General features: G+C 71.4%; 13 protein-coding genes, 1 tRNA gene and 1 pseudogene. 8 read left to right on the top strand and 7 right to left on the bottom strand.

The annotated features are described in order from the left end of the window. Positions 1-66: 66 nt before the first annotated feature. From BG418_RS19150 to BG418_RS19135, 4 genes are all read left to right on the top strand, one after another. Positions 67-768 (top strand): FadR/GntR family transcriptional regulator, encoded by a 702-nt coding sequence (locus tag BG418_RS19150; RefSeq protein ID WP_188275140.1) that lies wholly within the window; start codon positions 67-69, stop codon positions 766-768. 200 nt (positions 769-968) lie between these two features. Continuing rightward, the gene (locus BG418_RS19145) at positions 969-2,423 is read left to right on the top strand and encodes an amino acid permease (RefSeq protein WP_188275139.1); all 1,455 of its coding nucleotides are present in this window, start codon (positions 969-971) and stop codon (positions 2,421-2,423) included. Positions 2,424-2,550: 127 nt separating this feature from the next. After that, entirely contained in the window at positions 2,551-3,636 is a 1,086-nt protein-coding gene (locus tag BG418_RS19140) for an S-(hydroxymethyl)mycothiol dehydrogenase (protein ID WP_188275138.1), read from the top strand. Next, on the top strand, positions 3,636-4,265 hold the full coding sequence (locus BG418_RS19135) for an MBL fold metallo-hydrolase (RefSeq protein WP_188275137.1): 630 nt from the start codon (positions 3,636-3,638) through the stop codon (positions 4,263-4,265). Before BG418_RS19140 ends, BG418_RS19135 begins: the two co-directional genes overlap by 1 nt. On the opposite strand, the gene BG418_RS19130 is transcribed toward BG418_RS19135, so the two are convergent. The 5 genes from BG418_RS19130 to BG418_RS19110 all read right to left on the bottom strand — a co-directional run bounded on the left by BG418_RS19130 (position 4,249) and on the right by BG418_RS19110 (position 7,593). Further along, positions 4,249-5,112, bottom strand: coding sequence for an amidohydrolase (locus BG418_RS19130; protein WP_188275136.1), 864 nt, complete (start codon positions 5,110-5,112; stop codon positions 4,249-4,251). The two genes, BG418_RS19135 and BG418_RS19130, sit on opposite strands and share 17 nt — an antisense overlap. After that, on the bottom strand, positions 5,109-5,420 hold the full coding sequence (locus tag BG418_RS19125; protein ID WP_188275135.1) for an L-rhamnose mutarotase: 312 nt from the start codon (positions 5,418-5,420) through the stop codon (positions 5,109-5,111). Before BG418_RS19125 ends, BG418_RS19130 begins: the two co-directional genes overlap by 4 nt. A 16-nt stretch (positions 5,421-5,436) precedes the next feature. Further along, positions 5,437-6,384: an aldo/keto reductase gene (locus tag BG418_RS19120; protein WP_188275134.1), complete on the bottom strand. Its 948-nt coding sequence runs from the start codon at positions 6,382-6,384 to the stop codon at positions 5,437-5,439. 70 nt (positions 6,385-6,454) lie between these two features. Next, complete coding sequence (locus BG418_RS19115) at positions 6,455-7,417, bottom strand: pseudouridine synthase (RefSeq protein WP_188275133.1); 963 nt, start codon at positions 7,415-7,417, stop codon at positions 6,455-6,457. 88 nt (positions 7,418-7,505) lie between these two features. Beyond that, a tRNA-Leu gene (locus tag BG418_RS19110) sits at positions 7,506-7,593 on the bottom strand. Positions 7,594-7,738: 145 nt separating this feature from the next. Between BG418_RS19110 and BG418_RS19105 the strand changes: the two genes are divergently transcribed. From BG418_RS19105 to BG418_RS40925, 3 genes are all read left to right on the top strand, one after another. Continuing rightward, positions 7,739-9,103: a M20/M25/M40 family metallo-hydrolase gene (locus tag BG418_RS19105; protein WP_223185113.1), complete on the top strand. Its 1,365-nt coding sequence runs from the start codon at positions 7,739-7,741 to the stop codon at positions 9,101-9,103. 201 nt (positions 9,104-9,304) lie between these two features. Further along, the gene (chpH, locus tag BG418_RS19100; RefSeq protein ID WP_188275131.1) at positions 9,305-9,538 is read left to right on the top strand and encodes a chaplin ChpH; all 234 of its coding nucleotides are present in this window, start codon (positions 9,305-9,307) and stop codon (positions 9,536-9,538) included. Between the two features lie 137 nt (positions 9,539-9,675). After that, positions 9,676-10,497, top strand: a complete 822-nt coding sequence (locus BG418_RS40925; RefSeq protein ID WP_188275130.1) for a chaplin — start codon at positions 9,676-9,678, stop codon at positions 10,495-10,497. A 160-nt stretch (positions 10,498-10,657) separates the two neighbouring features. Here the strand turns inward: BG418_RS40925 and BG418_RS19090 are convergent, their stop codons facing one another. Next, a complete protein-coding gene (locus tag BG418_RS19090; RefSeq protein WP_188275129.1) occupies positions 10,658-10,846 on the bottom strand; it encodes a DUF5703 family protein in 189 nt (62 codons plus the stop codon). A gap of 47 nt (positions 10,847-10,893) precedes the next feature. Here BG418_RS19090 and BG418_RS19085 point away from each other — a divergent pair, with 47 nt between their 5' ends. Continuing rightward, positions 10,894-11,568, top strand: coding sequence for a hypothetical protein (locus BG418_RS19085; protein WP_188275128.1), 675 nt, complete (start codon positions 10,894-10,896; stop codon positions 11,566-11,568). 57 nt (positions 11,569-11,625) lie between these two features. Here BG418_RS19085 and BG418_RS19080 read toward each other — a convergent pair. After that, positions 11,626-12,648: pseudogene (locus tag BG418_RS19080) on the bottom strand (ATP-dependent RecD-like DNA helicase); the annotation flags it as partial. Between the last annotated feature and the right edge of the window lie 67 nt (positions 12,649-12,715).

Here is a 12,715-nt window from a genome sequence, read left to right as displayed (position 1 = left end):
ACTTTTCAGGTGGCGCCCCCGCGCGCTCGTCCTGGCGCGCGTCCACCTGCCCTTACGCTTACGCCCATGACCACACAGGCCCAGGGACTGCACGCACAGGTGCTCGACACCCTCGGCCGCGCGATCACCGCAGGCGAGTACCCGCCCGGCAGCGTGCTGCGCGGCGACGAGCTCGCCCAGCGCTTCGACGTCTCGCGCACCGTGATCCGCGAGGCGATCCGGGTCCTGGAATCCATGCAGCTGGTCGAGTCCCGGCGCCGGGTCGGCGTGACGGTACGGGCGAGCGAGCAGTGGAACGTGTACGACCCGCAGGTCATCCGGTGGCGCCTGGCGGGGGCCGACCGGCCGCGCCAGCTGCGCTCGCTGACCGTGCTCAGATCGGCCGTCGAACCGGTCGCGGCCGGGCTCGCCGCCCACCACGCGACCCCCGAGCAGTGCGCCGACCTCACCGAGCAGGCGCTCGGCATGGTCGCGACGTCACGGGGCAGACAGCTGGAGGGCTATCTGGTGCACGACGTCGCGTTCCACCGGATCGTCCTGAACGCCTCGGGCAACGAGATGTTCGCCCGGCTCGGCGATGTGGTCGCCGAGGTACTGACCGGGCGCACCCATCATCACGTGATGTTCGAGGACCCCGATCCGGCGGCCGTCACCCTGCATGTGCGGGTGGCCGAGGCGGTCCGGGAGCGGGACGCGGAACGGGCCGAGAGACTCACCCGCGAGATCGCCGTCGGGGCACTGAGAGAACTGGACGTACTCGCCCCGTAAAGCTCAGATTTACCTCAGATTCATCACAGATCTGCCCGTACGTGACATTGGCCACTGCCAAAACGCACGTCGAGCCGCGACCATATCCGGAATCAGCCATGCCGCGGTGACCCTCGACGAGCTCACCGGAACGGGACGCATGACCGGCATCGCCCGGTATCGCACGACCGCATGACCCCTCACGAAGGCGATACAGCTACATGAGTGACCGCACCGCCATGCCTGCGGCCGAGACGACGGCGGCAACGCCGACGCAGGGCACCCCCCACATCGATGCCGGTGACGCCGGTTACAGCAAGGACCTCAAGTCCCGCCACATCAACATGATCGCCATCGGCGGCGCGATAGGCACCGGCCTGTTCCTCGGCGCCGGTGGCCGCATGGCGGGCGCCGGCCCCTCGCTCGCGATCGCGTACGCGGTCTGCGGCGTCTTCGCCTTCTTCGTGGTGCGGGCGCTCGGCGAGCTGGTGCTCTACCGCCCCTCCTCCGGCGCGTTCGTCTCCTACGCCCGTGAGTTCATGGGCGAGAAGGGCGCCTACTCGGCGGGCTGGCTGTACTTCCTGAACTGGTCGACCACCGCCGTCGCCGACATCACGGCCGCCGCGACCTACGCCCACTTCTGGGCCATGTTCAGCGACATCCCGCAGTGGGTCCTCGCCCTGATCGCGCTCTCGGTGGTGCTCACCGCCAACCTGATCTCGGTGAAGTACTTCGGCGAGATGGAGTTCTGGTTCGCGATCATCAAGGTCGCGGCCCTGGTCGCCTTCATGCTGGTCGGCATCTACCTCGTCGTCACCCAGCACAGCGTCGACGGCAACACCCCGGGCCTGGCCAACATCACCGACCACGGCGGCATCTTCCCGATGGGCATGCTGCCGATGCTCCTGGTCATCCAGGGCGTCGTCTTCGCGTACGCCTCGGTCGAGCTCTGCGGTGTTGCGGCCGGTGAGACCGAGAACCCGCAGAAGATCCTGCCCAAGGCGATCAACTCGATCATGTGGCGCGTCGGCATCTTCTACGTCGGCTCGGTCGTCCTGCTGGCGCTGCTGCTCCCGTACACCCAGTACTCCGGCGACGAGAGCCCCTTCGTCACCGTCTTCGAGAAGCTCGGTGTGCCGGGCGCTGCCGGTGTGATGAACCTGGTCGTCCTGACCGCCGCGCTCTCCAGCCTGAACTCGGGCCTGTACTCCACCGGCCGCATCCTGCGCTCGATGTCGCTCTCCGGCTCCGCGCCGAAGTTCGTCGGCGTCATGAACAAGGGCAAGGTCCCCTACGGCGGCATCCTGCTCACCGCCGGCTTCGGTGTCCTGGGCGTCGGCCTGAACTACATCGTGCCCGGCAAGGCCTTCGAGATCGTGCTGAACTTCGCCTCCATCGGCATCCTCGGCACCTGGGCGATGATCATGATCTGCTCGCTGCTGTTCTGGCGCAGCGCCCAGGAGGGCAAGGTCACCCGGCCCGCCTACCGGCTGCCCTGGGCCCCCTACACCCAGATCGTGACGCTGTTCTTCCTCGCCTCGGTCGTCTTCCTGATGTGGTACGGCGGCGGCGTCGGCCGCACCACCACCTACTGCCTGCCCATCATCGCGGCCATGCTGGTCGGTGGCTGGTACCTGGTCCGCAAGCGGGTCACGGAGCTCGCGGCGAAGCAGTAACACCTGGTTGACAAGGGCGGCACCCCGGCGCGGGGTGCCGCCCTTCGTCATGGGCCGGGTAACGTGCCAAGGCCGGGCCCGTACACATTTCCGTACGTACGGGCGGTGTGAGAAAGGAAGTTCACGCATGCCGCAGCAGGTCCGAGGGGTCATCGCGCCGGGGAAGAACCAGCCCGTGCGAGTGGAGACGATCGTGGTGCCGGACCCGGGGCCCGGCGAGGCCGTGGTGAAGATCCAGGCCTGCGGGGTCTGCCACACCGATCTGCACTACAAGCAGGGCGGGATCAACGACGACTTCCCCTTCCTGCTCGGCCATGAGGCGGCCGGAGTGGTGGAGTCGGTCGGCGCGGGCGTCACCGATGTCGCGCCCGGCGACTTCGTGATCCTCAACTGGCGCGCGGTGTGCGGCCAGTGCCGCTCCTGTCTGCGCGGCCGCCCCCAGTACTGCTTCAACACCCACAACGCGAAGCAGAAGATGACGCTCACCGACGGCACCGAGCTCTCGCCCGCGCTCGGCATCGGGGCGTTCGCCGAGAAGACGCTGGTCGCGGCCGGGCAGTGCACCAAGGTCGACCCGTCGGTCTCGCCCGCCGTCGCCGGACTGCTGGGCTGCGGGGTGATGGCGGGCATCGGCGCCGCGATCAACACCGGCAATGTGGGGCGCGGGGACTCGGTCGCCGTCATCGGCTGCGGCGGCGTCGGCGACGCGGCCATCGTGGGCGCGCGGCTCGCGGGCGCGGCCAGGATCATCGCCGTCGACATCGACGACCGCAAGCTGGCCACCGCGAAGACCATGGGCGCCACCCACACGGTCAACTCCCGTACGGACGACGCCGTCGAGGCCATCCGCGCGCTGACCGGCGGCAACGGAGCCGACGTCGTCATCGAGGCGGTCGGCCGCCCCGAGACGTACAAGCAGGCGTTCTACGCCCGCGACCTGGCCGGAACCGTCGTGCTCGTCGGCGTGCCGACGCCCGACATGAAGCTGGAGCTCCCGCTGATCGACGTCTTCGGGCGCGGTGGCGCGCTGAAGTCCTCCTGGTACGGCGACTGCCTGCCCTCGCGCGACTTCCCGATGCTGATCGATCTGCACCAGCAGGGCCGCATCGACCTCGCCGCCTTCGTCACCGAGACCATCGGGCTCGACGACATCGAGAAGGCCTTCGAGCGGATGCACGAGGGTGACGTCCTGCGCTCGGTGGTGGCGTTCTGATGACCGCCCGTATCGAGCACCTGGTCACCTCGGGCACGTTCGCCCTGGACGGCGGCACGTGGGACGTCGACAACAACGTCTGGATCGTCGGCGACGACGAGGAGGCCGTGGTCATCGACGCGGCCCATGACGCTCAGGCGATCCTGGCTGCGCTGGGCGGCCGTACCCTGCGCGCGATCCTGTGCACCCACGCCCACAACGACCACATCGACGCGGCGCCCGCGCTCGCCGACGCCACCGGCGCGCCGGTGCTGCTGCACCCGGACGACCTGCCGCTGTGGAAGCTCACCCACCCGGACCGGACCCCGGACGGCGAACTGGCCGACGGGCAGGGCCTGACGATCGCCGGTACGCGCCTCGACGTGCTGCACACCCCGGGCCACGCCCCGGGCGCGGTGTGCCTGTACGCGCCCGACCTGGGCACGGTCTTCACCGGCGACACGCTCTTCGCCGGCGGCCCGGGCGCGACCGGCCGCTCCTTCTCCCACTTCCCGACCATCGTCGACTCGATCCGCGACCGGCTCCTGACGCTGCCGCCCGAGACGGTCGTACGGACGGGCCACGGCGACCCGACCACCATCGGCGCCGAGGCACCCCACCTGGACGAGTGGATCAGGCGCGGCCACTGAGCCGGTAGACCCGGTCGGCCGTGCCACCGAGGACCTGGGCCCGCTCGTGCGGGCCCAGGTCCTTCGTCAACTCCCGTACGGTGTCCAGGAATTGACCGTACGAGGAGGCCAGCAGGCACACCGGCCAGTCGGAGCCGTACATCAGCCGCGCGGGGCCGAAGGCGTCCAGGGCGGTGTCCGCGTACGGCCGCAGATCGTCGACGCTCCACCTCGCCCAGTCGGCCTCCGTGACCAGGCCCGACAGCTTGCAGACGGTGTGGGGGAGTGCTGCGAGCGCGCGAACGGCCGACGCCCAGGGCTCTGTCGTGCCCGAGGCGATCGGGGGTTTGCCCAGGTGGTCGAGGACGAAGGTGAGCCCGGGGTGGCGCTCGGCGGCCTTCACGCAGGCCGGGAGCTGATGGGGGAGCACCACCAGGTCGTACGCGAGTCCGGCCGCCGCGACCGCCGCGAGCCCCGCGCCCACGTCAGGCCGCAGCAGCCACTCGGGGTCGCGCTCGCTCTGTACCTGGTGCCGGATCGCCACCAGCCGTGTGCCGCCGGGGAGTTCGGTGAGCCGGGCCAGCTCGTCGGCCACCCCGGGCGCGGTGAGATCGGTCCAGCCGACGACTCCGCGTACGAGGTCGCTGCCCGCCGCGAGCGCCAGGAACTCGGGGGTCTCCTCGGCCACGGTCACCGTCTGGACAAGCACGGTGGCGGCCACGCCGGCGGCAGTGGTCTCGGCCCGCAGCTCGTCGAGGAGGAAGTCCCGCCGGATGGGCGCGAGTTCGGGACCGGTGAGCCAGTCCTGGTCGCGGACGGCGAGGTCCCAGAGGTGGTGGTGCGCATCGACGACCCTGGTGTCCGTCACAGCTGCCACACGACCGGCAGCCCGGCGTCCGCGCCCGCGTCGGAGTAGTCGTGCGCGACATCGAGGAGTTCGGCCATCCGGGCCTGCCAGGCGATGTTGACCGGCAGCCGTTCCAGCTCGGCGAGGAGCCGGGCGTAATCCGCGCAGTCGATCACGTGGAACAGCTCGGTGCCGCTGCGCCAGATCGTCCACGCGGTGACCCCGGCCGCCCGGATCGCGGCCGTGAGCTCGGCCGGGACCTCGCGGTGCGCGGACTCGTACGCCTCGATCCGGTCCGCCCGTACGCGGGTGTGCAGCGCGACTCTCACCGGCCCGACTCCTCGTTCATACGCCCAGCTCCTCCCAGAGCGCGTCCGGGACCGGGCGCGCGAACAGTGCGGCGGCGTCCCGCACTTCGGCCGCCGAACGGGCCCCCACCAGCACGCTCGCCACCGCCGGGTGGCGCAGCGGGAAGGCGAGGGCGGCGGCCCGCAGCGGTACGCCGTGCCGCTCGCACACCGCCTTGAGCCACAGCGCCCGGTCGAGCAGGTCGGGCGGCGCGGCCGCGTAGTCGAAGGTGGCGCCGGGCCGGGGGTCGGCGAGCAGCCCCGAGTTGAAGACCCCGCCGACCACCACGCTCTTGCCGCGCGCGGCAGCCTCGGGCAGCAGTTCCTTCGCCGCCCGCCGGTCGAGGAGCGAGTACCGCCCGGCGCACAGCACCGCGTCCACATCCGTGTCCCGGACGAACCGCGCGAGCATGTCGGCCTGGTTCATTCCGGCGCCTATGGCCCGTACGACGCCCTGCGCGCGCAGCCGTTCCAGCGCCGGATAGCCCTCGCGCAGGGCCTGTTCGCCGTGGTCGTCGGGGTCGTGCAGATAGACGACGTCGATCCGGTCGAGCCCGAGCCGCCCGAGGCTGTCCTCGATGCTCCGTACGATCCCGTCCGCGCTGAAGTCCCAGCGGCGGCGGTGGGTCGCGGGGACCGAGAACCCCTCCGCCCGGTCGTCGCCGCGCGGCCGCCGGACCGGTTCCAGGACGCGGCCGACCTTGGTGGACACGGTGTACGCGTCCCGGGGGCGCCCGCGCAGCGCCTCGCCGAGCCGGCGTTCGGAGAGGCCGAGGCCGTAGTGCGGGGCGGTGTCGAAGTAGCGGACGCCCACGTCCCAGGCGGCGTCGACCGCGCCCAGGGCGTCGGCGTCGGACACCTCGCCGAGGAGGTTCCCCAACCCGGCCGTGCCGAGGGACAGCATGCTGACGGGACAGCCACTGCCACCGAGCTTCGTGACCCGCATGCCCGCATATTTATCAGACCTTTGCGGGGTTGAGGGACCCCTGGGAGCGGGATTTCGGGGTGCGGGGCGGCTATTGATCCGATGTATCCGGATCGTCGACAGGGACAGGCCAACTCTCCAGACGTAGCCCGCTCTCGAACCTCCGCGTCCGCCCGTCCACCGGATCGGTGAACTCAAGGACCTTGGCGAGCAGTTGGAGCGGTTGGGTGAAGTCGTCCGGGGACGGTTCCTCGGCCACCACCGGGTACACCGGGTCGTTGAGGATGGGCAGCCCGAGCCCGTTCATGTGCACCCGCAGCTGATGGGTGCGCCCGGTGGCGGGCAGGAGCCGGTACCGGCCGAGGGCGTCCCGGTGCTCGACCAGCTCGATCCGGCTCTCGGCGTTCGGCTCACCGGGCTCCTCGTGCGCGGCGATCACCCCGCGCTCCTTGACGATCCGGCTGCGCACGGTCACCGGCAGCGCCACCTTCTCGTCGTACGCGGCCACGGCTTCGTACTCCTTGCGCACCAGGCGCGACCCGAACAGGTTCTGGTACGCGCCCCGGTCCTCGGGCCGTACGACGAACAGCGCGAGCCCGGCGGTCAGCCGGTCGAGGCGATGCGCGGGCTGGAGCGCGGGCAGCTCCAGATCGCGCCGCAGCCGGGCGAGGGCGGTCTCGGTGATGTGCCGCCCCCGGGGCGTGGTGGCCAGGAAGTGCGGCTTGTCGGCGATCACGATCCGCTCGTCGCGATGGACGATGCCGATGCCGAACGGCACGGGCACCTCGGCGGCGAAGTCGCGATGGAACCAGATGTAGATCCCCGGCCGGTACGGCAACTCGGCGTCCACCGGCCCCTCGGCGCCCACAAACCGCCCCTCGCGCAGCATCCGCCCCACCCGCTCGGCCCCGATCGCCCCCTGGAACCGCGCGACCAGATGCTCCCCGACCGTGCCCCACACCCCCTCGGGATCAGCCGGCAACCGCACCCGCACGGGGTCGATGCCGTCGCGCTGGGGGAGGGGGGAGCCGGGCGTCCTGGATCTTCGTGTCACTGGGCAACGGTAGCCGCGAGGACCGGCCGCGGTGGACCGCCGCGTGCTCCGCAAACGCAGAGAACCCCACGTGAAGTGGGGTTCTCGCTGGTGTCCGAGGGGGGACTTGAACCCCCACGCCCGATAAAGGGCACTAGCACCTCAAGCTAGCGCGTCTGCCATTCCGCCACCCGGACAAGGTGTCTGTCTCGCGGGCCGTGCCCGTTCCGACGTGGAAAACAATAGCAAACATCTGGGGGTGCTCGATCACCCCCCTGGCCTGCGTGAACGTCGTATGTCGACCGGGAGCCGCCCTTGGGTCGGGCGGGGGCGCGAGGGAGGATGAGGGGGACAGCACAAGCGGCAGCGGGAGGAAGCAGCGTGAGCGAGTCGACGGCGACGCGGGGTCCGAGCGGCGAGGACGAGGTCGTCGACCTCTGTCGCGAGCTGATCCGGATCGACACCAGCAATTACGGGGACCACTCCGGGCCGGGCGAGCGCAAGGCGGCCGAGTACGTGGCCGAGAAGCTGGCCGAGGTGGGCCTGGAACCGAAGATCTTCGAGTCGCACACCGGGCGGGCCTCGACCGTGGCCCGGATCCAGGGCGAGGACCCGTCGCGGCCCGCGCTCCTCATCCACGGCCACACCGACGTCGTCCCGGCCAACGCGGACGACTGGACGCACCACCCCTTCTCGGGCGAGATCGCGGACGACTGCGTCTGGGGGCGCGGCGCGGTCGACATGAAGGACATGGACGCGATGACCCTCGCGGTCGTACGGGACCGGCTGCGCACCGGGCGCAAGCCTCCTCGCGACATCGTGCTCGCCTTCCTCGCGGACGAGGAGGCCGGTGGTACGTACGGGGCCCGCTTCCTCGTCGACAAGCATCCTGAGCTGTTCGAGGGTGTGAGTGAAGCGATCAGCGAGGTCGGTGGGTTCTCCTTCACCGTCAACGAGCAGCTGCGGCTCTACCTCGTCGAGACGGCCCAGAAGGGCATGCACTGGATGAAGCTGACCGTGGACGGCAGCGCCGGGCACGGTTCGATGATCCACAAGGACAACGCCATCACCGAGCTCTCCGAGGCCGTGGGGCGGCTCGGGCGGCACAAGTTCCCGGTGCGGGTCACCAAGACCCTGCGGCACTTCCTGGACGAGCTCGGCGACGCGCTCGGCACCGAGCTCGACCCCGAGAACATGGACGAGACGCTGGCCAAGCTCGGCGGTATCGCCAAGCTCATCGGCGCCTCGCTGCAGAACACCGCCAACCCGACCCAGCTCGGCGCCGGCTACAAGGTCAACGTGATTCCGGGGCAGGCGACCGCGCACGTCGACGGGCGCTTCCTGCCGGGGTACGAGGAGGAGTTCCTCGCCGATCTGGACCGCATCCTCGGGCCCCGGGTCAAGCGCGAGGACGTGCACGCCGACAAGGCGCTGGAGACCACCTTCGACGGGGCGCTCGTCGACGCCATGCAGACCGCCCTGGTCGCCGAGGACCCGATCGCGCGCGCCGTGCCGTACATGCTCTCGGCGGGCACCGACGCCAAGTCCTTCGCCGACCTCGGCATCCGCTGCTTCGGCTTCGCACCGCTGAAGCTGCCGCCGGAGCTGGACTTCGCCGGGATGTTCCACGGGGTCGACGAGCGGGTGCCGCTGGACGGTCTGAAGTTCGGCGTGCGCGTCCTCGACCGGTTCATCGACGCGTCCTGACCAGCGGGTGCCGTGTCCGCACGGCACCCGTACCGCTGTCTACGCGGTTGTGGCGAAACGACACGCCAACAATCGGCCATCCGTGCGCACTTGACTGAAAAGAGTGAATGCGTTCATAAGCTCGTAGCCCCATAACTTTCGCCTCGTTACAGGGTGTGCGGTCCGCGGCTGGGATCGCACATTGCCAACAAGGAGGAAGTAATGATCAAGAAGGTCGTCGCTGCTGCGGCTGCCACTGGTGGTCTGGTTCTCGCGGGTGCGGGACTGGCCGTCGCCGACGCCGGTGCCCAGGGTGCCGCGGTGCACTCCCCGGGTGTGGTGTCGGGCAACGTCATCCAGGTTCCGGTCCACGTGCCGGTGAACGTCTGCGGCAACACGATCTCCGTGGTCGGGCTGCTGAACCCCGCCTTCGGCAACACCTGCGTCAACGACTGACGTTGTGCCCGAACCCGTGAGGGTCTGAGCCGGGCGGCCCCGGAGCGCGCGCCATGCGCTCCGGGGCCGCCCGGCATTCATCCCGGGTGCAACGGTGCCCGGGAGCATCCGTAAGGCAGAAGGCAGGGATTCAACCTATGCGACAGGTCACCAGAAAAGGCCTGATCACCCTCGCGGCCGCCACCGGCGTCATCGCCATGGCCGGCGGCTCCGCGCACGCCGACTCGGCGGCCAACGGCTCGGCGTCCGACTCCCCGGGCGTGCTGTCGGGGAACGCGATCCAGGCGCCGGTGCACGTGCCGGTCAACGCGTGCGGCAACACCGTCAACGTCGTCGGGGTGCTCAACCCGGCGGTCGGCAACAAGTGTGTGAACAGCGGTGATTCGCACCACGGCCAAGGCCACGGCCACGGCGGCGGTGCCACGGCCCACGGCCACGCCAGCGACTCGCCGGGCGTCGGCTCCGGCAACAGCGTCCAGGCGCCGATCGACGTGCCGGTCAACGCGTGCGGCAACAACGTGACCGTCATCGGGGGCCTCAACCCCGTGTTCGGCAACGACTGCGCCAACGTGTCCGACGCCGACCACCACCAGCCCCCGCACCACCCCGGTCACCCCGGCCACCCCGGAAAGCCGGGCCACCCCGGCAAGCCCGGTGAGCCGTGCGGGCCGGAGCACCCGGGCGCCCCGCACCAGCCCGGTGACGTCAGCCCGATCCACGGCACCAAGCCGGGCACGCACCCGCACGCGCCGGGCAAGCCGGGCACTCCCGGCAAGCCGGGTACTCCGGGCGCCCCGGGCACGACCGCCCCGGCCACCCACACCACGATGCCCTCCACGGACTCGGTCGCGGCGCTCGCGCACACCGGGTCCGACGCGGTCGGCGTCGCGCTGCCGGCCGGTGCCGGCCTGGTGATCGCCGGAACCGCCCTGTACCGCCGCGCCCGCGCCGGGGCGTAACCGTACGGGTACGGGGGACGTTCTCGGACGGTACGGGTACCGGTCGTTCTCGTACCGCCCGGAATCGGCCGGTCAGCAGGAAGCTCGTGGAACGGATCGGGCCCCGCTCTCGCGGGGCCCGATCCGTTTCCGTGACACGATCTTCGTCACACGAGTCCTGTCACCACGTGGCGCGCAGCTGGCGGATGATCCGCCTGCGCAGCCGCACCCTGCGGCTGCCGTCACGCAGCAGACTCAGTCGCTCCAACTCCCAGTGTCCGTACTCGGCGTGGTCGGTCAGCAGGCGTGTGGCGTCCTTGCGGGAGACCCCGCGCGGCACGTACACGTCGACAAATTCGTATTCCGGCATCGCATCTATTGTGCGGGCAGAGGCCCGGTACGGATAGCGTCTGCACTATGTCTGATGCTGCGCAGCCCTCCGCTGCCGAGGTACGTGCCGCCGCCGACGCGGTGAAAGCCGCGCTGGACCGCCACCTGGAGGCGGTGGAACGCCGCACCGGGGACGACGATCCGGCCGTGTACGACGCGTTCAACGCCCTGGCCGCCGCTGCCGAGGCGTACGACGAGCGGCTCTACGACCGGTACGACGAGGTCACCCCCTTCGAGATCCCGGGCGCCGACGACTCCCTGCCGCCCTACACGGGCCCGGAGGAGCCGAACGCGCTGAGCGTGCTGATCCGCCGCGACTACGCCGTGGTGGAGCCACAGCGCCTGCTCGCCCAGGCCCAGCGCATCGCGGACCTCGATCCGGAGGCCGACGAGGCCGAGGGCGCGGACGCCGCCGACCGCGCGGCGGCCGTGGTCGGCACGAGCGTGCACGCGGCGCTCGGGGTGCTCTTCGGCGAGTACGAACCGGATGAGATCGCCTCCCGCCACAAGGAGTTCGGCCTGGAGGAGGGCGACTCCACGCTGTGGGTGTCGGCGGCCGACGAGCTGCCGGAGCCGGGGGAGTGGCTGAGCACCCCGTTCGACCACGCGGACCCGCAGCGGGTGGTGTGCCGCTTCGATGTGAGCGCGGTCTTCGACGAGGAGGAGCTGGAGGACGAGGACGAGCTGTCCGGTCCTTCCTGATCCCCGCGGTGGCGGCGGGTCCCCGGCCTGGCGGCCGAGGGCCCGCCGTTCTCGTGTCTACTCCGACTCGGGCGTCCGCAGCAGGCCCTTCAGGAGCGGCGTCAGACGGGTCGTACGCGCCGGGGCCACTCCCTCCGCGACCGCGCGCGGCAGCGCCTGGTCCACCCCGTGGACCACGGACAGATGGCGCTCGGCCCGGCCGAACGCCGTGTAGATCCACGCCCGGCTGAGCCCCTGCGCCGCGTCCCCGGGCAGCACGACCACGGCCGCCGGCCAGCGCGTCCCGGCCGCCTGGTGGGCGGTCACGGCCCAGCCGTGGCGCAGCGCGGAGCCGACCCGCTCCTTCGGTACGACGACCTCCTCGCCGCCGCAGTCCAGATGCAGCCCGTCCGGGCCCGCCGACGCCACGACGCCCATAGCGGTACGACCAGGAGCCTCCGCGTACGCGACCCGGTCGCCCGCGTCGAAGCCCGCGAACCGGCCGGGGCCGGGGTTGAGCCGCTGCTTGAGCGCGGTGTTCAGCGCGCGCGTGCCCGCCGAGCCGCCGTGGCCGACGGTGATCACCTGGGTCTGCTCGGTCGGCACGCCGATCGCGCGCGGCACCGAGTCCGCGACGAGCTGCACGCACCGGTGCACCGCCTCGCCCGCGTCCCGCACCGGGACGATCACGACCTCCTTGCCCGGCGCGTCCACCTGGGCCAGCTCACCGGCCCCGATCCCGGAGGCCAGCTCGCCGATCGGCCCGGGGTCGGGCGTACGCGACGCCACGTGCGGGAACGCCCGCGCGGCCAGCACATCGGCGAACACCTGCCCGGCGCCCGCCGAGCCAAGGACCTGCGGGTCGCCGCCGAGCACCAGACGGCAGCCGTCCGGCAGGGACTCGACGAGCATCGCGGCGGTCTCCACGTCCAGCTGCGGGGCGTCCTGCACGACCAGGACGTCCAGGGCGAGCGCCCCGTCCTCGTCCCGGCCCGGGCCCTCGGCCCCGAGCAGCGCGGCCACGGTGAACGCGCGCTCGGGCCCCACCGCCTCGGCCAGCCTGCGCCGCCCGTCCCGGCCGTGCGCGGCGGCGGCCGCCCGTGGGGGGGGTGGGGGGGCGGGGAGGGGGGGGGGGGGCGGGGCCGGCGGTGGGCAGGGGGGGGGGGGT

This window comes from Streptomyces sp. CBMA152 (assembly GCF_014596475.1).
Taxonomy (GTDB): Bacteria; Actinomycetota; Actinomycetes; order Streptomycetales; family Streptomycetaceae; genus Streptomyces.
Note: the sequence above shows the minus strand (reverse complement) of the source record. Positions and strands in the feature narration are given on the sequence as shown.